Source organism: Streptomyces sp. NPDC060064, from assembly GCF_042736455.1.
Lineage (GTDB): Bacteria > Actinomycetota > Actinomycetes > Streptomycetales > Streptomycetaceae > Streptomyces.
Genome location: NZ_JBHWWF010000010.1, coordinates 99,466 through 119,528 on the forward strand (window position 1 = coordinate 99,466; position 20,063 = coordinate 119,528).

At 69.0% G+C, this 20,063-nt stretch carries 15 protein-coding genes and 2 pseudogenes; 9 read left to right on the forward strand and 8 right to left on the reverse strand.

Annotation, left to right across the window (positions count from 1 at the left end; genetic code table 11):
- Positions 1-8: 8 nt before the first annotated feature.
- The 3 genes from ACFWDI_RS14565 to ACFWDI_RS14575 are packed head-to-tail and all read right to left on the reverse strand — an operon-like array spanning position 9 to position 3,265.
- Complete coding sequence (locus ACFWDI_RS14565; protein ID WP_385303900.1) at positions 9-2,492, reverse strand: DUF4132 domain-containing protein; 2,484 nt, start codon at positions 2,490-2,492, stop codon at positions 9-11.
- The gene (locus ACFWDI_RS14570; protein ID WP_385303902.1) at positions 2,492-2,791 is read right to left on the reverse strand and encodes a hypothetical protein; all 300 of its coding nucleotides are present in this window, start codon (positions 2,789-2,791) and stop codon (positions 2,492-2,494) included. Before ACFWDI_RS14570 ends, ACFWDI_RS14565 begins: the two co-directional genes overlap by 1 nt.
- 30 nt (positions 2,792-2,821) lie before the next feature.
- Positions 2,822-3,265: an Lrp/AsnC family transcriptional regulator gene (locus ACFWDI_RS14575; protein ID WP_362678620.1), complete on the reverse strand. Its 444-nt coding sequence runs from the start codon at positions 3,263-3,265 to the stop codon at positions 2,822-2,824.
- A 77-nt stretch (positions 3,266-3,342) separates the two neighbouring features.
- On the opposite strand from ACFWDI_RS14575, the gene ACFWDI_RS14580 reads away from it, so the two are divergent.
- Positions 3,343-4,266 carry an SMP-30/gluconolactonase/LRE family protein gene (locus tag ACFWDI_RS14580; protein ID WP_385303904.1) on the forward strand — a complete coding sequence of 308 codons (924 nt, stop codon included), beginning with the start codon at positions 3,343-3,345 and terminating at the stop codon, positions 4,264-4,266.
- On the opposite strand, the gene ACFWDI_RS14585 is transcribed toward ACFWDI_RS14580, so the two are convergent.
- Positions 4,202-4,732 carry a MarR family winged helix-turn-helix transcriptional regulator gene (locus ACFWDI_RS14585; RefSeq protein ID WP_385303907.1) on the reverse strand — a complete coding sequence of 177 codons (531 nt, stop codon included), beginning with the start codon at positions 4,730-4,732 and terminating at the stop codon, positions 4,202-4,204. The two genes, ACFWDI_RS14580 and ACFWDI_RS14585, sit on opposite strands and share 65 nt — an antisense overlap.
- A gap of 80 nt (positions 4,733-4,812) precedes the next feature.
- Here ACFWDI_RS14585 and ACFWDI_RS14590 point away from each other — a divergent pair, with 80 nt between their 5' ends.
- The 5 genes from ACFWDI_RS14590 (at position 4,813) to ACFWDI_RS14610 (ending at position 10,423) form a co-directional block, all read left to right on the forward strand.
- Positions 4,813-6,072: an MFS transporter gene (locus ACFWDI_RS14590; protein WP_385303909.1), complete on the forward strand. Its 1,260-nt coding sequence runs from the start codon at positions 4,813-4,815 to the stop codon at positions 6,070-6,072.
- A gap of 5 nt (positions 6,073-6,077) precedes the next feature.
- The gene (locus tag ACFWDI_RS14595) at positions 6,078-8,558 is read left to right on the forward strand and encodes a DUF4132 domain-containing protein (RefSeq protein WP_385303911.1); all 2,481 of its coding nucleotides are present in this window, start codon (positions 6,078-6,080) and stop codon (positions 8,556-8,558) included.
- 235 nt (positions 8,559-8,793) lie between these two features.
- Positions 8,794-9,237 (forward strand): hypothetical protein, encoded by a 444-nt coding sequence (locus ACFWDI_RS14600; RefSeq protein ID WP_362678606.1) that lies wholly within the window; start codon positions 8,794-8,796, stop codon positions 9,235-9,237.
- 5 nt (positions 9,238-9,242) lie between these two features.
- On the forward strand, positions 9,243-9,710 hold the full coding sequence (locus ACFWDI_RS14605) for a thiol-disulfide oxidoreductase DCC family protein (RefSeq protein WP_385304093.1): 468 nt from the start codon (positions 9,243-9,245) through the stop codon (positions 9,708-9,710).
- A gap of 11 nt (positions 9,711-9,721) precedes the next feature.
- Positions 9,722-10,423 carry a TetR family transcriptional regulator gene (locus tag ACFWDI_RS14610; RefSeq protein ID WP_385303913.1) on the forward strand — a complete coding sequence of 234 codons (702 nt, stop codon included), beginning with the start codon at positions 9,722-9,724 and terminating at the stop codon, positions 10,421-10,423.
- A gap of 60 nt (positions 10,424-10,483) precedes the next feature.
- On the opposite strand, the gene ACFWDI_RS14615 is transcribed toward ACFWDI_RS14610, so the two are convergent.
- Positions 10,484-12,928 (reverse strand): MMPL family transporter, encoded by a 2,445-nt coding sequence (locus tag ACFWDI_RS14615; protein ID WP_385304095.1) that lies wholly within the window; start codon positions 12,926-12,928, stop codon positions 10,484-10,486.
- Between the two features lie 159 nt (positions 12,929-13,087).
- On the opposite strand from ACFWDI_RS14615, the gene ACFWDI_RS14620 reads away from it, so the two are divergent.
- Both ACFWDI_RS14620 and ACFWDI_RS14625 read left to right on the forward strand, forming a co-directional pair.
- Positions 13,088-13,774 (forward strand): response regulator transcription factor, encoded by a 687-nt coding sequence (locus ACFWDI_RS14620; protein ID WP_385303915.1) that lies wholly within the window; start codon positions 13,088-13,090, stop codon positions 13,772-13,774.
- Positions 13,771-15,342, forward strand: a complete 1,572-nt coding sequence (locus ACFWDI_RS14625) for a sensor histidine kinase (RefSeq protein ID WP_385303917.1) — start codon at positions 13,771-13,773, stop codon at positions 15,340-15,342. The genes ACFWDI_RS14620 and ACFWDI_RS14625 overlap by 4 nt, the downstream gene beginning before the upstream one ends.
- Before the next feature lie 138 nt (positions 15,343-15,480).
- Here the strand turns inward: ACFWDI_RS14625 and ACFWDI_RS14630 are convergent.
- Positions 15,481-15,933 (reverse strand): annotated as a pseudogene (locus tag ACFWDI_RS14630) (metallophosphoesterase); the annotation flags it as partial.
- Positions 15,934-16,270: 337 nt separating this feature from the next.
- Between ACFWDI_RS14630 and ACFWDI_RS14635 the strand changes: the two are divergent.
- Positions 16,271-16,825, forward strand: a complete 555-nt coding sequence (locus tag ACFWDI_RS14635; RefSeq protein ID WP_385303919.1) for a hypothetical protein — start codon at positions 16,271-16,273, stop codon at positions 16,823-16,825.
- Between the two features lie 1,310 nt (positions 16,826-18,135).
- On the opposite strand, the gene ACFWDI_RS14640 is transcribed toward ACFWDI_RS14635, so the two are convergent.
- Entirely contained in the window at positions 18,136-18,588 is a 453-nt protein-coding gene (locus tag ACFWDI_RS14640; RefSeq protein WP_385303920.1) for a hypothetical protein, read from the reverse strand.
- Positions 18,589-19,067: 479 nt separating this feature from the next.
- Positions 19,068-20,063: pseudogene (locus ACFWDI_RS14645) on the reverse strand (metallophosphoesterase); the annotation flags it as partial.

The following is a 20,063-nucleotide window of genomic DNA, read 5'->3' on the forward strand; positions in this document are numbered from 1 at the left end:
GACACCCTCTAGAGCTGGCTGGTGATCGTGGGGTCGGTGATCTCCGTGTCCTTGGCGAGCATCATCGCCTTGCTGAGGATCACGGCGAGCATCCGGTCACCCTCGAAGGGCAGGTATCCGGCGTTCACCGCGCCGCTGCCCGCCGACGGGACGATGCACAGATAGCGCTCGTGCGGATCGATCAGGATGTTGCCCGAGCCGAGATGGATCCGGTACGTGTGCCGATCGCCGCGGACCCGCAGGAAGCGGCCGGCGACGGTGCAACGGTCGGCGATCGCAAGCCGCGGGACGAGCCGGGTGAGCAACTCGCGGCGGGTCGCTGCCGTTTGGGACAGCTCGCCGAAGCCGTACGAGGTCCAGTACTCCCGGAAGCGGCCGCCGGGTCCGCCGTCCTGCCAGGTGGGGTCGTTGCCGACGGAGGCCACGCCCACGAACAGGTCGACGTCGCGCAGGACTTCGGAGAGCACGAGCTCGGGTATGCCGGTGAGCGGCAGCGGGTCGACGGATGTCCCGTCCTGCCATCTGCTGCCCTGGCGGTAGGCGCCGCCGCCCGCGTGCGCCCGGTTGCCGGGGGCGTCGATCGGATAGAAGCGGACCTGATCGGTGACGACGCGGGTGTACGCGCCGGAGTCGGTGAGGTCGTCGTCCTCCCTGCCGCCGACGCCCTCGATCCAGTACTCGGCGCGCAGCCCCCACTGCGGCAACTCCCTTACCGCGGGCGGGTACGAGTCGTCGACGCTGAGCCGGAGCCGGGCCGTCCAGCCGCGGACCGCGGCCAGGGAGTTGAACTGGTGCTGGCGCAGGACGTGCCCGGCGAAGCGGTTGGAGTAGGTCCCCGTGGTCCGCTCCGCGTCGGTGAGCGGATACACCTCGCGGTGGGCCTGTTTGAACGGCTGGGTGATGCGCCCGGCCTCCAGTCGCTGCTGCCAGGCGGCGACCTCGGACGCCGGGCGGGAGACCGGGTGCCAGAGCTCGACGACGGCAGTGTCGGTGGCGCACACCGGGTCGCCGTCCAGTGTGTGCACATCGGTGCCGTGGAAGTACGCAGGGGTGTCGTCGACCATCCAGATCAGCCGGCGGGCGAGCGTGCCGACCAGGGGGTGGTCGAGACAGCGCCTGCGCCAGTCCGGGTACGTCCAGGTGCGGCGGGCCAGGAACTGCCGGTCCAGCCGCTCGGCCTGCGCGGTGAGCATCTTGTCGATGTCCCTGACGGCGGCCTTGAGCTCCTTGAGCCCGTCCGGGAAGTCGCGCTTCACGACCGCGGGCACGCTCTTGACGGCCTTGCCCGCGGCATTGCGCCAGGACAACACCGCCTTGTTGCCGTGCACCTCCAACAGGGCAGTGGATTCGCCCAGTTCGTACTGGCCGTGCCCGACACCGGTCAGCCCGTACGCCGGTACGGCGAGCTCCTCCATCTCCTCCCGGCTCAGACCGAGGGCCTGTGCGCGGGCCTCGAGAGCGGCGCTCAGCTGTTTGAGCGTGCCCTTGTAGGTGACGCGCGTGGACAGCCGCGCCAGTTCGGCGAGGGCCGCGTCGCCGTCCGTACGGGAGAGCCCGGCCACGCCGGCGTTGGCGACCTTCGGGTTGCGCGGGCCGACTTGGGGGACTTTGCGCAGAGACGTCTCGACGAGGGCTCCGAGGACGCGTGCGGTGTCCTGGCCGGCCGGCAGCAGGGCGGCCAGCCAGGCGACTCCGCGCAGGGCGTCGGCGTTGAACGGGTCGTACAGGCTGTTGGGATCGGCCCCGTGCGGCCTCGCGTACAGCTGGATCGTCCGTGGCCGTCCCACGAGCTGGAGCCAGCTCAGCACCGCGTCCCGTACGGCCCCGGTACCGATCTCGTCGATCAGCTCGCGGCCGGTCTGCTCCCATGTGCCGGTGGGCTTGGCGGAGGTGGCGGTCCGCAGATGCTTCAGCAGCCGCCGCCCGGCGTCGCCGAACCGGGCCGCGTCCGCCAGGGCCTGGTCCGCCCACGCCTCACCGGGGTTGAGGACGGGGTCCTCGACCCGGTCCAGTACGAGGGAGAGTTCGGGCACGACGCCGTAACTGTCCAGCAGGGAACGGCGCAGCAGGGCGACGAACGCGCCGGGCAGTTCGCGTCCTGCGTCCAGTTCGCCCTCCGCCAGCGTGATCAGTTCGTGGTAGGCGTGGAAGGTGTGGGCGGTGCTGAGCTCTTCCATGCGCGTGAGCCGATCGGCGGAGACGAAGTCCTGCGGGAGCCCGCGCCCGACGATCCCGACAAGGGTCAGTGCGTGTGTACGGACGGGGTCTCCCCAGGGGTATGCCCGGGAGCGCTTCACCAGCCCGTCGACGAGCCGCATCCGCTCGTCCTCGGGCAGCTTCCGGACAGCGTCCAGCACCGGCGCCCCGTCGCCGCCCCAGTGGTTGTCGTTGCCGGTCGCGATATGCAGCAACTCATCGGCGAGGAGGTCCATATTGCCTTCGGCTGCCAGCTGCCGGACCGTCTCGACCCGCTCCGGGTAGCGCGTCCCCATCAGCCACCCACCAGCGGAACGAGCTTCAGGAAGGTGACCTCCGTGGCGCTGCCGAGTTCGAGCTGCTGGTCCAGCTCCTCGATCTGCCGGTCCCCGACCAGCACCAGGAAGCCGTTGCGCCCGAACGCCTCGATGGCGCGCTCGTACGCGCCCCTGGCGTCCTGGCCGTCCACGACCTCCTCAAGCACCCTGCGCCGGATCAACTCGCGCAGCGCGAGGCGTTCTTCCGCGACCTCCAGTCCCCAAGCGTCGCGACGTTCCCCCGATGTCGTCCCGTCGACGAAGGTCACCATTCCCATGCCGAGAACAGTAGAAGCCACCACTGACAATCAGTCCTGACGAGGGGAGACCGGCCGCTCGAAGAAGGTCTCCAGCGAGACGGTGGCCTGCGTGCCGCTGACGCCCTCGATGGCGTACAACCGCCGCAGCACGTCCTGGAGCTGCTCGGTGGTGGCGGTGCGCACCTTCACCAGCACGGACGCGCTGCCCGCGATGATGTGCGCTTCCTGGATCTCGGAGATCGCGGCGAAAGCGGCGCCCGACTCCCCCATCCAGACGGACGATTCGACCATGACGAAGGCGAGCACACCCCGTCCCAGCGCCGCCGGGTCCACCTCCACCGTCGTACGGCGGATGACACCGCGCTCGCGCAGTTTCCTCACCCGCTCGTGCGCGGCACCGGCCGAGAGGCCGACGGCCTTGCCCAGCGCCGCGTAGGCCTGGGTGGCGTCCTGCTGGAGCAGGGCCACAAGCTCACGATCGATGTCATCCACGCTTGCGACCATACCTCATACTGCGATACGGATACTCCACGGAATACTATTCCGTCATTGAACTGGGGGACTCAACCATGTCCAGCACTACCCGCCCCTCGATATACGAGATCCTGGACGATCGCTTCCGCACCGGACGCTGCGCCAACGGCGACGAGCGGCTGGAGACGCTCCACGACGACTGCCGCTGGGCCGAGGGCCCGCTCTATCTGCCCGCCTGGCGGCAGCTGATCTGGAGCGACATCCCCAACGACCGTATGCTGCGCTGGGACGAGGCAACCGGCGCGATCAGCCTCTTCCGCTCTCCGGCCGGCCACAGCAACGGCAACACGCTCGACCGCGAGGGCCGGTTGATCAGCTGCGAGCAGGGCAACCGACGCGTGACCCGCACCGAACCGGACGGCACGCTCACCGTCCTCGCCGACCGCTTCGAGGGCAAGCGCCTCAACAGCCCGAACGACGCAGCCGTACGGTCCGACGGCTCAGTCTGGTTCTCCGACCCCGACTTCGGCATCACCAGCGACTACGAGGGCTTCCGCGCCGAGAGCGAGATCGGCGCCTGCAACGTCTATCGCGTGGACCCGGCCACGGGCGAGGTCCGCCTGGTCGCCGACGGCTTCGGCGGCCCCAACGGCCTGGTCTTCTCGCTCGACGAGCGGCAGCTGTACGTCTCCGACACACGCGCCGGCCAGATCCGCGTCTTCGACGTACGCGAGAACGGCACCCTCTCGGACGGCAAGGTCTTCGCCGAGGCGGCGGACGGCATCAGCCGTTTCGACAACATCCGCTTCGACGACGAAGGCCGGCTGTGGGCGGCGGCCATGGACGGCGGAGTGCACTGCTACGACCCGGACGGGACCCTGATCGGCCGGATCGTCGTCCCCGAGGCGGTCTCCAACATCGCCTTCGGCGGCCCCAAGAACAACCGGCTGTTCATCACGGCGACGACGAGTCTGTACTCCCTGGTGATGTCGGTGACGGGTGCTCGGCGGCCAGCATGACGCGTCGCAGCAGGTCGTTGAGCTGCTTCCGTTCATCCTTGGAGAGGACCCCGAGCAGCCGGTACTCCTCGTCGCCGAGGACGTCCATCGCGCCCAGCCAGGTCGCCCGGCCCGACTTCGTCAGTTCCACATCGACCCGGCGGCGGTCGGTTGTGGAGGGCGTACGGCGGATGAACCCGCGTTTCTCGAGCGCGTCCAGGCGGCCGGTGACCGAGGCCGGGGCCAGGTCGAGGTCCGCGGCGAGTTCGGAGGGGGCCGCCTTGCCGCCGCGGCCCGCGAGCTTGTGCAGGGTGTCGAACTCATGGCGTTCCAGGTCGAAGTCGAGCAGGGACTGTTCCCGCACCCGACGCAGATGCACGGAGAGTTTCTTCATCCGCGTGACCGCGCCCTCGATGTCGGGGTCGAGGTCGGGCAGGACGGGCTTCCATCGCTCCACATGTCCGTCGGTCCAGTCGCGGTGCTCCATGGCCGCGATGGTACTGGGGTGTACTTCGGAAGGAGATATTTCATTGACGAATAGTTCGCTACCGAAATAGTTTGGCCTTCATGCCACCGCATCCTCTGCGCACGCGCTCCTTCCGGCTGCTGTTCCTCGGCCGCACACTGTCCTTGCTCGGCGACGCCGCGATTCCCGCCGCGCTGGCCCTCGCCGTGTACGAAGCCACCGGATCGACCGGCGCGCTCGCGCTCGTACTGGGCTGCGCGATGGTCCCGAAGCTCCTGCTGCTGCCGCTCGGCGGCGTCGTCGGGGACCGGTTCAACGCCCGTACGGTCGCGCTCGTCACCGACGCCGTACGGTGCCTCACCCAGCTCCTCGTGGCAGTGGAACTCCTCGGCGGCGAGCCCCGGTTGTGGCATATCGCCGTCGCGGAGGCGGTCGGTGGGGCGGCGGGCGCGTTCGCGATGCCGACCGTCTCGCCGCTGATCACCGGGACGGTCGAGGAGGACGGGCTACGAAAGGCCAACGCGGTGATGGGCGTCGCGCAGAGCGCCACCCGGCTCGGCGGACCCGCACTCGCCGGACTGCTGATCTACACCGTCGGGCCCGGCTGGGCCTTCGTACTCGACGCGGCGAGCTTCGCGGTGAGCGCCGTGCTGCTCGCGGCTGTCCGCGTACGGCACGTGCCCATTCCGCGGCGGTCGCTGCTCGCCGACCTCAAGGAGGGCTGGACCGAGGTCCTCGCCCGCGACTGGTACTGGACCAGCCTCCTCGCGCACGCCGCGTGGAACGGCGCGGCCGCCGTACTGATGACGCTCGGCCCCGCCATCGCCGTACGCGAGTTGGGCGGGCAGGGCACCTGGGTCGCGCTGCTCCAGACCGGCGCGGTCGGGCTGCTGCTGGGCTCGCTGATCGCCGCGCGGGCCCGGCCCCAGCGGCCGGTCCTGGTGGCCAATCTGGGTCTTGCGGCCTACGCGCTGCCGCTCGGGCTGCTGGCCCTTTCCGCGCCCGCTCCGCTGACCATCGCGGCGTACGGCGTCGCCCAGGCCGGGCTCGGCTTCCTCTCACCGGTCTGGCAGACCTCGGTCCAGCAGGCGATCCCGGCGCATGCGCTGGCCCGGGTCACCTCGTACGACTGGCTGCTCTCTCTCGGCGCGATGCCGCTCGGGTACGCGCTGGCGCCGCTGGCCGCCTCGGCATGGGGCCCTTCGGTGCCGCTCGCGGTCGCGGCGGTCGTGGTGGGCGCGGCCTGCCTGGGCACGGCGGCGGTTCCGGGAGTGCGCCGGTTCGGGGCCGCCGGGGCCGTTGTCAGTGGTGCGCCGTACCGTCGGAAGGAGTTGAGCTCGGGGAGGGGACCGGCACGATGACGGCGATGGCGGACGGCCTGGAGACCAGGCTGTACGAGGCGGGGTGGCAGGAGCGCACGGGCGAGGGGCCGCCGGTGCAAGAACTGCTGGAGTCGCTGGACGAGCCGGAGCAGCGGCAGGCCGCGCTCTGGTTCCACCAGAACGTCATCGCCGGCGGCGCGGACGATGTCGGTCTGGGGGCGCTCGGCTGGGTGGCGTCGCGGCAGCTCGACTGGACCGCGCAGCAGGCCGACGAGCTGCTCGGGCGGCTGGCGGGCAAGCGTGCGCAGGTCGATCTGCTCACCCTGCTGCGGGAGTTCGAGCCGCTGGTGGGGACCGCACTGGCGGCGGCCCGCACGGCCGGGGCGTACGACCGGGAGCTGGTGCGGTCGCTGCGCCGATGGATGCCGTTCGCGGCACGCCGGTCCGAGAGGATGCGGGAGCAGCTCGACGAGCTGGCGGGGACGGAGCCGGCCGCCACCGGTCTTGCGGACGAACTGCTCGACGGGTTCGACGATTACGGACCTGCGATGCGGGCCGCCCACAGCGCGCTGCTCTCCGCTCCTGGCGTCAACGACCTCCTGTGGCACTGCATGGGCCAGGACAAGTTGCGCGCTACCAAGCGGTGGCGCAAGGAGGCGGCGGCGCTGCTGGACGAAGCGGAAGGGGGTCCCGAGGTGGTGCGGGCGCTGCTGGAGGGGATGGCGGGGCAGCGGGAGCATCCGGTGGCGGCGCCCGCCCGGGTCGGCGGGTACACCCTGCCGGGGATCGCGGCGGAGGGCAGCACCCGGCTGCTGCGCGGGCTGTTGTGGGCCGCCGCCGATGTCGAGGCGGACTGGGTGGTGCCGGCCGTCGGCGCGGTCGCGCTCAACGCCGGCACGGGGACGCGCGGTTCCGGCGGTGACTGCCGCAGCGGCAGGATGGCCACGACCGCGGTCGCCGTCCTCGGCGACTTCGGCGGTACGCAGGGCGAGCAGGCCGCCGACTGGCTCGGCCGGCTCCGGCGCAAGATCCGCAACCGCACGGTGGTCAAGGGCATCAGCGCCTCCCTGCAGGCTGTCGCCGAGCGCGGCGGGATCACTCCGTCGATGCTCAGGGAACGGGCCGTGCCGTCCGTGGGCCTCGACGCGCGCGGCATCCGCGAGGAGCCGCTCGGCGACTACACCGCGGTGCTGTCGATCACCGCTTCCGTGGCGGCCACGCTCTCCTTCCGGGGGCCGCAGGGCCGGGTGCTGAAGTCCGCGCCGAAGGCGGTCCGGGAGGAGTTCGGTGACCGCCTGGGGGACATCCGGGCCGCGTTGAAGCAGCTGCGGACTCTGCTGCCGGTCGAACGGGTGCGGCTCGAGGAGCATCTGATGGCGGGCACCCAGTGGGCGTCCGGCGACTGGGAGCGGTACTACATCGACCATCCGGTGACCGGCACGCTGTCCCGCAGCCTGCTCTGGGAGGCGAGCGCGGACGGCGGCGAGCAGTGGGTTGCCGGACTGCCGGAGCGTACGGCCGGCGGCTGGGCGCTGGCCGGGGCGGACGGCACGGCGGCCCCGGTGACGGACGGCTCCGTGTTGCGGCTCTGGCATCCGGTGCGCGCCGACGCCGACGAGATACGGATCTGGCGCGAGGAGCTCGCCGAACGCGAGCTGCGTCAGCCGTTCAAGCAGGCCTTCCGTGAGGTCTACCCGCTCACCCCGGCCGAGGAGGAGACCCGCGGCTACTCCAACCGCTTCGCCGGACACATCCTGCGCTACAACCGGGCGAAGGCGCTGATGGTGGAGCGCGGCTGGCTGGGCAACCACCTGGGGTACGGCGAGGGGTGGGCGGCAGAGATGGTGCGGGAGCTGCCGCGCGCCGGTGAACTGACCGCTTCCGACGGCGAGTTCTGGCGGGCCCGGTTCCATGTCGAGCTGGTCGAGCAGCGGTCGGACGGCGACATGGCGTCCCTGTGCTCCACGGACCAGCTGCGCTTCGAGCGGCGGCACGGGGCGCGCGGACCGTGGGAGCGGGCCGACCTCGTCGACGTACCGCCGCTGGTGCTGACGGAGGCGATGCGGGACGCGGACCTGTTCGTGGGGGTCGCGTCGATCGGGGCGGACCCGCAGTGGCGGGACCGCGGTGAGGAGCGCGCGTACGACGGGTACTGGGAGGGCTGGGCGTTCGGCGAGCTCACCCAATCGGCGCGGATACGGCGGGAGTCGCTGGCCCGCCTGCTGCCGCGGACCCGGATCGCGGACCGTGTGGAGCTCACGGACCGGTTCCTGCGGGTGCGCGGTGAGCTCCGTACGTACAAGATCCATCTCGGCTCGGGCAGCATCCTGATGGAGCCCAACGACGCCCATCTCTGCGTCGTGGTGGACCGTTCGGCGGTCGGCGGGAGCGGGGAGCGACTCTTCCTGCCCTTCGAGGAGGACGGCGGACTGCTGTCGGTGATCATGTCGAAGGCGTTCCTGCTTGCCGACGACGAGAGGATCACCGACCGCACGATCACGGCTCAGCTGAGGCGCGACAGGTAGGCGGCCGACCGCCGGCCAGGAGCGGCCACTCCAGCCCGGGGAGTCGACCGGCCCAAAGCAGCAGCACCACTGCCGCCGGGCGCTGACCTGCTCTCTCGCAAGAGTGCGTCACCCGGCCGAGGTTGGAGCCCCGACGCCCACCCCTCCTCTGGCTCCCAGCTGGCTTGAACATGTTCAAAAGGAGGTCTACAGTCCATGACACCAGCTTTTGAACGCGTTCAAGGGAGGGTGGGGCATGGACCTCACTGTTATCGCGTACGTCATCTATCTGCTGATCAGCGTCGCCCTCACCATCTGGGTCGCCCGCACGCTCAGCAAGAACGGCCGGGTCTTCCTCGCCGACGTACTCCAGGGGAACGAGAAGCTCGCCGATGCCGTTAACCACCTTCTGGTGGTCGGCTTCTACCTGGTGAATCTGGGCTTCGTCGCCCTCTACCTCAAGGCCGCCGACGCCGTCGCCGACGCCCGCGGACTCTTCGAGGCGCTCTCGGTGAAGATCGGCGTCGTACTCCTCGTCCTCGGTGTGATGCACCTCGGCAATGTCTACGTACTCAACAAGATCCGCCGACGCGGAATGATGGAGCGCGAGCAGATACCGCCGGTGCCGCCGCAAGGCTGGACGGGCCAGGCAGGCCAGGGCCCGTGGGCCGCACCCGCCGCCGGTCCCGCCGGGGCGTGAGCACGATGGGCACCCCGGCCCGCCCCCCGACCGGCCCCTCGGTCCGCACCCCGACCGGCCCCTCGGTCCGCACCCCGGTCCGCAGACTGACCGTCCTGTACGACGCCCAGTGCTCGCTCTGCGTGCACCTGCGGAGCTGGCTCCTGCGGCAGCGCACACTCGTACCGCTGGACCTGGTGCCCGCCGGGTCGGACGAGGCGCGGCGCAGATACCCGCGCCTCGACCACGCCCGGACCCTCAAAGAGATCACCGTCATCGGGGACAGGGGCCAGATCTACACCGGGCCCGCCGCCTGGATCGTCTGCCTCTGGGCCCTGGCCGAACACCGGCCGAAGGCCCACTGGCTCGCCACCCCGGCGGGCGAGCCCTTCGTACGCGTCACGATGCTCGCGGCGGCCAAGTACCGCGAGGCGACCGCGGCAGGAGGGGCCATCGGTACGCCCTGCGACGACCGGTGCTCCGTCCCCGGTTAGGCTCGGACACCGTGACAGAAGTAAAGGCCCCCAAGAGCGAGCAGACCCGCACGCTTATTCTCGAGACCGCACTCCGGCTCTTCCAGGAGCGCGGTTACGACAAGACGACGATGCGGGCCATCGCCAAGGAGGCCGGGGTCTCCGTAGGGAACGCGTACTACTACTTCTCCTCCAAGGAACACCTCGTCCAGGGCTTCTACGACCGGATCGCCGCCGAGCACCAGGCGGCGGTCCGGCCCGTGCTGGACCGGGAGACGGATCTGGAGACCCGGCTCGCCGGGGTGCTGCAGGCGTGGCTGGACATCGCCGCGCCGTACCACGAGTTCGCGGCCCAGTTCTTCAAGAACGCGGCCGACCCGGAGAGCCCGCTCAGTCCCTTCTCCCCCGAGTCGGAACACGCGCGCGAGGCGGCCATCGCCGTCCACCGCGAAGTGCTGGCCGGGTCGAAGGCCAAGGTGGCGGAAGAACTCGCCGACCTCCTCCCCGAGTTGATGTGGCTCTCCCAGATGGGACTCGTCCTGTACTGGGTCTTCGACCGCTCCGATGGCCGTGAGCGCAGTCGACGCCTCGCCGAACGCGGCGCCAGGCTCACCACGCGCGGTGTCGCGCTCTCCCGGTTCCGGGTGCTGCGGCCGCTTGTACGCGAGGTGCACGAGCTGTTCACGGACTTCCTTCCCGGGATGGCGGAGACCGTCGCCGCCCGCAAGAAGTAGCGCGGAACGACGAACGCCCCCGCCGCGGCAGGGGCGTTCGTCGCGCTGGGACCGACGCCGTCAGCGGCTCACTCCCACGTCGGTCAGCACCACATCGTGGACCAGCGGATCGCCGCCGATCATGATGTGCCTGACCCAGGGGTCTCGGATCCCCGCCGTCGCCGCCAGCAGATACGCGCCGCCGGCCGGCGCGGACAGGATGTACGAGCCGTCGGCCAGCGACTCCACCCGGTCGACCTGGCTGCCGCCGGGCGAGACAAGGGTGAGGATCGCGTCCCCGACCGGCTCGCCCAGCTCCGTACGGACAAAGCCGTGCACGACGGACGCGCCTGCCGACGGCTGAAGGCGCTGTCCGGGGACCGCCGGGGCAGCCGGGCCCGAGTACGCGGCCTCCCGCGGCTCCACCGCCAGATGCGGCAGCCGCTTCTCCAGACCCGCAGGCAGCCACCAGTTGGACTTCCCCAGCAGATGCATCGCCGCCGGCACCAGCGCCGTACGCAGGATGAACGCGTCCAGCGCCACCGCCGCCGCAAGCCCGATGCCCGCCATCGCGCCTTCCATGTCGCCGCTCAGCACGAACGCGCTGAACACGCAGATCATGATCAGGGCGGCGCAGTTGATGACCCGGCTGGTCTCGGCGAGGCCGACCCGTACCGCCCGCGCGTTGTCCTTCGTATGCACCCACTCCTCATGCATCCGGCTGACCAGGAAGACCTGGTAGTCCATGGAGAGCCCGAAGAGCAGCGACAGCATGATCACCGGCAGGAACGCGGTGATCGGACCCTCCTTGCCGAGGCCGAGCGCCTCGGCTCCCCAGCCCCACTGGAAGATCGCGACCAGTACGCCGAACGAGGCCGCGGCCGCGATCAGGTTCATCAGGGCAGCCGTCAGCGGGACGACCAGTGACCGGAACGCGATCAGCAGCAGCACGAAGCCCAGCGCGATGATCGTCCCGATGAAGTACGGCAGCCGGTCACCGGTCACCGCCGCGAAGTCCTTGAAGACCGCGGTGACTCCGCCGACGTGGACCTCCTCGCCCGACTGCGGGATCACCTCGTCACGAAGCCGGTCGATCAGCCGGTCGGTCTCCTCGGACTGCGGGGAGGTCGTCGGTACGACCTGGATCACCGCGATACCGGAGTCCGGCGGCGAGGGCAGCGCGACGACCTGGGCGACGCCCTCCGTTCCGCGCACCGCGCCCACCAGCGCCTGGACGGCGGCGGGTTCGGCGTCCCGCGCGACCAGTTGCAGCGGCCCGTTGAAACCGGGCCCGAAGCCCTCGGCGAGCAGGTCGTACGCCTGCCGGGTGGTGGTGTCCTTCCTGTGGTTGCCCTGGTCGGACGCGCCGAGACGCAGAGACAGTACGGGAACGGCGAGCGCCGCCATCACCACGACGGCGACCAGCGCGACCGACTTGGGCCGCTTCTGCACCTGCGCGGACCAGCGGGCGGCGGCGCCGTTCGACTCCGTCGGCTCGGGCCCTTCGGCGGCAAGCCTGCGCCGCTGCCGCCGGCTCAGCACCCGCATGCCCAGGTTGCCGAGGAGCGCGGGCAGCAGCGTGATCGCGGCGAGCACGCTCAGTACGACGGTGAGCGAGGTCGCGACGACCACACCGTTGAGGAAACGCATGTTCATCACGAGCATGCCGGCGAGGGCGATGCACACCGTGCCGCCGGCGAACAGCACCGCACGCCCGGAGGTGTTCAGCGCGGTGATGGCCGCCTCCTCCGGCGTCGCGCCCCCCATGATGCCCTTGCGGTGCCGGGTCACGATGAACAGCGCGTAGTCGATACCGACGCCGAGGCCGATCAACGAACCGAGCAGCGGCGCCACTTCGGGCACATCCGTGGCATGGCTGAGCAGCGTCGTCGACAGCATCCCGGAACCCACCCCGAAGACGGCCACGACCAGCGGAAGCACCATCGCGAAGAGCGAGCCGAAGGCCAGGAAGAGCACGATCGCCGCGGCCGCCATACCGACCATCTCGGCCGTACCGGTCGGCGGCTCCTGGATGCGGGTGATCGCCTGACCGCCGAGCTCGACCCGCAGACCGTCACGCTCGGCGTCCTGCGCGGTGTCGACGACATCCTGGACGAGCTCCCTCGGCACGCCGTTGGCCTGCTCGGCAAAGGTGACCTGGGCGTAGGCGATCCGCCCGTCCTTGCTGATCTGTGCCGCGCCCGCCGCTCCGGCGTACGGACTCGCGACCTCGCCGACGCCCTTCATGCCCGCGATCTCCTTGAGCGCGGGCTCGATCCGCTCCCGTACCGACCCGTCGCGCACGGAACCCTCGGAGACCCGCCACACCACCGTGTCGGTGTCGCCGGAGCGCTCCGGGAAGGCCTTCACCATCAGGTCGTACGCGTGTGTGGAGTCGGTGTTCGGGAGGCTGAAGCTGTTCGAGTAGTTGGTGCCTGCCGCACTTCCCGCCACCCCCAGGCCGAGCAGTGCCCCCACCCACAGCACCAGGACCACCAGCCGGTGCCGATAGCACCACCGTGCCAATGCCGCCACGATTCCTGCCCCTTCGTCGATCCGTCTCCCCCGGGCCGGTCTCAAGAATCGGCCGCGGATACGGCCCGTGGCGTGGCGCGGCCATGACTCTCAAGGAACTCCAAGACAGTGACCGGCTCCCCGAACGGCGTACACACCGATACTGGGGACATGAACCACGAGGGAGCGACCGTGCTGGTGGTCGAGGACGAGCCGAGCATCGCCGACGTCCTCGCCATCGCACTGCGCTATCACCGTTTTGAGGTGATTACGGCGGGAAGCGTACGGCAGGCCCAGCAGCTGGCCGGGCAGACGCGCCCTGATGTGGCGCTCCTCGATGTGATGCTCCCGGACGGCGACGGACGGGTGCTGGGGCGTGAACTGCGTGCCGCTCACCCGGAGATGGCCGTCGTCTTCGTGACCGCGCGTGACGCTCCTGCCGAAATCGTGGGCGCGCTGGGCTTCGGTGACGACTACATCACCAAGCCGTTCAACGTCGACGAGGTCGTGGCCCGCATCAGGGCGGTACTGCGCCGGACCAGGCCCGCCGATGTGCTGCCGGTGCGACCACCGCTGCGGTACCGGGATCTGGAGCTGGACGATACGACCTACGCGGCACGGCGCGCGGGCAACTCGGTGCAGCTCACGCCCACCGAGTACGCGCTGCTGCGCTTTCTCGTACGCAACGGCGGGCGGATCGTGCCCAAGGAGCAGTTGCTGCGCCATGTCTGGCAGTACGAGCACCAGGCCGAGTCGACCGTGGTCGAGACGTACATCAGCTATCTGCGACGCAAGCTGGATCCGCTGGGGCCACCGTTGATCACCACCAGGCGGGGCATCGGATACGGACTCGCATGAGGGCTCGCACGACGACTCGCACGAGGGCTCGCTCGAGGACTCGATGGAGGCTTGTCACGGGCCGCATACGGCGTCGGCACCAGCACCGCGGAATTCACTCCCTGCGCGCCAAGCTCACGCTGGTGAATGTGGCGCTGCTGGCCCTCGGCATCGTCGCAGCCACCGCGGTCAGCCTCATGGGCATGCGGCACTATCTGCTGGACCGGGTGGACACAGAGCTGGTCGGGAGCCGCAACGCGCTGAAGCGGACGGGGTTCACCCAGAAGCAGATCGAATCGCTGAGCGCCATCGGAGCGCTGCGCGACCAGTTCGCGCCGGGCACGTCGGACGCCGACAGCCTGCCGCGGCCGGAGACGATCCTCGTCGCCCTCGACCACGAGGGCGAGCCGATCGGCTTCGCGGGCATCGCACCCATCGAACGGCAGCACAGACTCGCCGACGCCGTCGAAGATCCCGCCGCGCTCGCCGACTCCCCGGTGCCGGTCGACGTGAGCCTCGACTCGGAGCCGTATCGAGCGGTCGGCACACGCCTCGGCGACGGCACGGTCGTCCTGATGGCGACCCACACCGGGGCGGTGCACTCCTCGATGAAGAAGGCCCTCAGGCTCGATGTCGCCTTCGGCACCCTCCTGCTGGGGCTGCTCGCGCTGCTCACCATGCTCGGCGCCAAGCACCGGCTGCGGCCGCTGGAGGACATGGTGGAGACGGCGTCCGCCATCGCCGAGGGCGACCTGACCCGGCGGGTACCGGCCGGACGCGACCCCGTCACCGAGATCGAGCAGCTGCGGGTCGCTCTCAACTCCATGCTTCACCAGGTCGAGTCGGCCTTCGAGACGCGCGAGCACAGCGCGGCCCAGCTGCGGCGGTTCGTCGCGGACGCCTCACACGAGCTGCGTACGCCGCTGTCCGCGATCCGCGGCTATCTCCAGCTGTACGACAAGGGGATGCTGCGCGAGACGGCGGACCGGACCCGGGCGCTGGCCCGGATGAACGCCGAGGCCGACCGGATGGGACGGCTCGTCGAGGAGCTGCTCACTCTGGCCCGCCTCGACCAGCAGCCCCAACTACAGTTGTGTGCGGTCGACTTGAGCCGTCTGGTACGGGACGCTGCGGACGATCTGCGGGCGCAGCAGCCGCGGCGCCCGGTCGCCGTACAGGCCGATGGAGGGATGGTCGTCCAGGGCGACGAGTCGGGCCTGCGGCAGGTCATCGGCAACCTCCTGGCCAATATCCGCGCCCATACCCCGGCCGATGCCCCGGTGCGGGTGGAGCTCGAGCGCGAGGACGGCGACGTGCGCGGCTGCGGCCGGGTGCGGCTGCGGGTCGCGGACGAGGGGCCCGGCATGGACCGCGAGGACGCCGACCGCATCTTCGACCGCTTCTTCCGCGCGGGCGGCGGGAGTTCGGACGCGGACGGTGGTCAGCCCGCGGGCAGCGGTCTCGGCATGGCGATCGTGCAGGCGGTGGTCGCCTCGCACGGCGGCGCGGTGACGGTGCAGACCGCGCCGGGTGAGGGTCTGGCGGTGACGGTGGCGCTGCCGGCCGCCGCGCGGACGGTCGCGCCGTAGAAACCGAGCCGCAGAAACCGAGCCGCAGAATCCGAGCCGGAACGCCGGAAGGCCCGGCCGCCCGCCGCCGTACGCCGGCCGTCAGATCAAGCTCAGCTCCCGCAGCCGCCGGACGCCGGTGCCGTCCGCTGAACTGGGCTATGCCTGGCGGGAGGCGAGCTGTACGACGGTGATGTCGGAGGCGGCTCCGACCCGCACGGGCGGTCCCCAGGCACCCGCGCCGCGGGTCACGTACAGCTGGGTGTCGCCGTAGCGTTCGAGCCCTGCGACCGTCGGATTGGCCAGGGCCGCAAGATAGTTTCCCGGCCAGAGCTGACCGCCGTGCGTATGTCCGGACAGCTGCAGGTCCACGCCGTGTTCGACGGCGTCATGGATGACGACGGGCTGATGCGCGAGCAGCACGGAGGCGCGCGCCGGGTCCCGGTCGCCGAGGGCCTTGGCGAAACCGGGGCCGTCGCCTTCGCTCTCGCCGGCGAGGTCGAAGCCGCCGATCTCCACGCGCTCGTTCCGCAGCGGCCTGAGCCCCAGCTCGCGGACATGGTCGACCCACTCCTCGGCGCCCGAGAAGTACTCGTGGTTGCCGGTCAGGAACTCACCCAGAACATACACACGCCTTATGGAGGTTCCCGGACCATGGAGACCATGCAGCCGACTACGACGGAGTACGACGGATGTGGCAAATGCCTGGTAGCGGTACGCCGCCTGTCACGTAGGAACGGGTCCAGCAACAGCCCCGGCAAGCAACTCGGCCAGGTCCTCACGGCAGCGACGGACGTAGGCGCACACATCATCGGCTGGGCGGACGACGGGGAGGTGTCCGGGGCCACCGACCCTCTCACCCGGCCGCAACTCGGCCCATGGGCAAATCCTGGTTACGGCCGATCACCCCAGCATCTGGGATCTCAACGACCCCGCGCAAGAGACTGATTTGCTCATCAAGGCACTGGGCGCGCAGCTCGAACACCGGGCGATTAAGAGGCGAGTGCAGGACGAGACCGAGCGGGCTCGCCGATCTGGACAGCCGAAGAATAAGCCATCATATGGATACGCCTTCGTCCGGCTAACCCCCAAAGGGAAAGTCGATCACGTCGCGCTGCACCCTGTCGCGTCCAAGGAAATCCGCAAGGTGGCCAGCCGAATCCTCGCCGATCAGACGGGTGAGATAACAGTCTCAAGGGAGTGCGCTCGCCTTACCCGTGAAGGCGTCCTAACTCCGCATGATCTTCTCGCCGAGGCCGCATTAGGCTACCTTATGCACGGAAAAAAGCCCGTGGTCGGCGATGACGGACGACGAATGAAGATTGCCCCGGAGTTGTGGAGTGCAGCCACACGAAGGGCCCTCATCGAAAAGACCAAGCCGACTCAATACAACGGCAAAGAGAGTGGGCGCAAGACTCACGGGCTCACACTGCTCGCCGGAATACTATTCTGCGGCACCTGCGGAGAGCGGCTAATCGTCAACGGGCTTAAAGGGTATGGCTGAACGGCGCGAGTGCGGGGCATTCCGTCATCTGCCGAGTGCAAGCCAGCCCCGTTCAGTGAGGCTGTCGCCCAAGCCAACGACGCTAGCCGCGCTCAGGGGTTCTGAAGTGGCCAGCCGAGAAGTACACGCATACGCGCAATGGAGCTTCGGCCCCGACGAGCAGCAGGGCGCACCCGTGGTGATTTTCCACATTGAGTGCATGACCTGCCATCAGCAACCCGCCGCAGCATCCGACGACGGATCGCCCCAGCAGCAATGGGCGCTCGAACACACGGGACGCAGTCCCAATCACCGGGGGTTCAAATTGCACACCGAGACCTACTGGCGAGTGAAACCCGGTAACGATAACCCGCTCACTCACACGGAGATCCAACCGTGAAGCGCGCATGGAACACCATCGCTGCCTACACAGGCGTACTGCCGATCATCGCCATCAGCAGCTCCTGCGGGTTCGTAATCGGCGCGGCGCTAGCCAGCGCCTAGAGACTCCGTCCCCTGCCGGACGAGTAATTCCGGCACCCCCCGCGCCGAATGAAAACCGGCAGGGGGCAAGGCGGCCTTCGGGTCCCATAGTGGCCCCGCAATCGGCCCCGTTCGTCTGCGACCCGTCGTAGACGAACGGGGCCTTCGCACGCAACGCCAGCTCCCGGCCAGCCGGGAGCCTTTGGCGCATTACGGTGAAAGCTTGTCCAGAATCTCGGTTCGGACGGCTTCAGAACCGACAACCAGGTAGCTGGTGTAGTTCTTCTGCGAGTTACCCTCTACTGCCATTGCGCCGCGTGGAGCCGAGACACGCCCGGGAGCTCTGGAAGTGTATTCAATGATCATTGAATTCCTCCCACAGGACAACGAGACCCAAGGATCAGAACGGTTAGTTCCAGCCGCAGAAGTACTGTTGTGTGGCCCAGCAGGGAGATGCGAACTTCCCTGAGAGGAATTTTGCGGCCACTGAGTCTCCAAACTAATGGACACTCTCCCTTTCAAATCAAGAACCAAGACTCCACATTTACGTGCCTCGACATAGGCGACAATGCGATTCGGTCCTATGCGAATCTCTCCGATGGGGCGCCGCTCTTTAGTCGGAGCCTCGGCATCCAGTTCTGCCATAGGGTCTCCACTCAGGGACAACCCATCGAGCTTTTGCAGCGGCGTAGCCGGCGACGATGGCGGGGGGGTTGCGCTACTCCCGCCTCCGCCCCCGCCCGCCGTACAGGCAACACCAGCTAGTGAGAGGGTCAGGCCAATGGCCAGTGATCGGACACTTCGATTCATTGGCAAGCCCTCCACTCGGCCGCTCGGCCGAACTCTGGTTATTCGGTCCACTGATTGAAGCACACGCCGACCGGCTTCATCGCCCAGCCCGGCTTCTTTGCGTTCAAGATCTTCACATTGAACGTGTACAAGTCGTACAAGGGGTAAGCCTGAACGGTTCCAAACTTACCCTTGGGAACTTCGTATCGAGTTTGATTCTCGACAGTATAAGACTTCGTTACGCTAAAGCCGACCCCCGCAGACACGACCTTAGCGTCTATCTTAGCCTCGGACTTCCACTCCGTTGAGACCGACTTACTAACGGTCAGGACGAGAGTAGTCTTGCCACGCCCGCTGGTCTGTTGCAAAAGACTTGTGCCGCACTTCTGGCCCTGATATCGCGTGTCCGTTATCTTTATGATCTTGCTGGGATCTATACGCGGTGCACCCTTAGCGGCGGACTCATTGACGGACGGGCTCTCGTCGATGGGTACGCTTCGCTTCACAACCATGCCGGGACCAGGATTAACAAATCCCGCCGGAGTACTCGCAGCCAAAACGGGCTCTGCATTGCCAGTGTCGTTCGCCGGAGTCGCTGCAGCTGTCCCAATAGTCATTCCGCTGAATACGACTGCAGTAGCGAGTGTGCGAAAGATGCGATTCACAGAATTCCCCCCAAGTGATACTTAGCTGTGCCGTGGTCGATTCCGAACGTATCGCGACGACTTCTAGCTGGTCAACGAAATGCATGTACATTTGAGCTCGATTTGAGGTATATCTTTTATTTTTGTTGATTTCTTAATGGCCTTCCGGGCGGGGAGGGCCCGGAGAACCGCACACGGTGCGCCCCGCTACCGCCCATCCCCCATTGCCAACGAGGAGACACGCACCCCTGGCCAAGCCCCGATTGGCTGAACAGAGGCCCGTTCACCGCCAGTTGGTGCGTGAACGGGCCTTGCTATCAGGCGCAGAGCGAGTATGTTCTAGGTGGGTTCGCGGTGACGAAGAAGGACCCGTGCCGTGACCGCAACTGTGCGAGCGGCTCGGCGGCGGGCCCGAGATCAGCGACGGTGCCGTCGACGAGATCGCCGACGACGGCGACGAGGTCGGGCGAGGTGGCGTTGATGGTGTAGACGATCCGCCGGGTGTGGGCGCGGCCGAGGATCGGGCCGAGGTGGATATCGCTGACGACGGCGATCCGGAACCCGTGGGCGGCGCGCGGAAGTCTGACGAGCGGCACGGTGACACGCTTGACCCGGGGCCCGCGCAGCACGCCGTAGGTCCCGTACCCGACGGTCCCAAGAGCAACGGCGGCGGCGCCCCCGCCGACAACCCGCGAAACGAACATCCGCCGCGAGGAGGCACTTTGCCCGGCGGGCGGGTCCGCGGGGACCACCGCGGGCACGGGGCCCACCTCGTGCACGGGGCCCACCTCGTGCACGGGGACGACCTCGGGCGCGGAGACCGCCTCGGGCGCGGGGGCCGCGAGGGCGCCGTTCGTGCCCACGTCCGCCACCTGCGTTGTCACGACGGCAGCATGCCCGGACTCCACCTGCGCCGTCGCGCCGGCCGCGGCCGGAGTCGGTCCGGGGGTCCGGGGGGCCCGCTCCGCAGTTTCGGGAAGGGGCGGGGTGAGGGACTTCCCCCCGGTCGTCGCAGCCGCCGCCCGCCGCTCCAGCGCCCGCCGCAGCAGAACCCGTACCCCCTCCCCCACCACCAGCGCCAGCGTCAGATACAGCAGCACTGCCAGCCACAAATACCCCGGCCACGCCACCACCCGCTGCAGCCAGAACGGCGCCCCCGCCCGCCCCGACACCAGCGCTCCCACAGAAAGCAGCGGCAGCACCCACGCCGCCACCGTGCCCGCCCGGCGCGCCGCGCCGCCCCGCGCCGTCGTGTCACGGACCAGCCGTCGCCATACGTACCAGTGCACCCCGGCGAGCACGGCCAGGATCACGACCACCACAAGCAGGACGACCACCAGCAC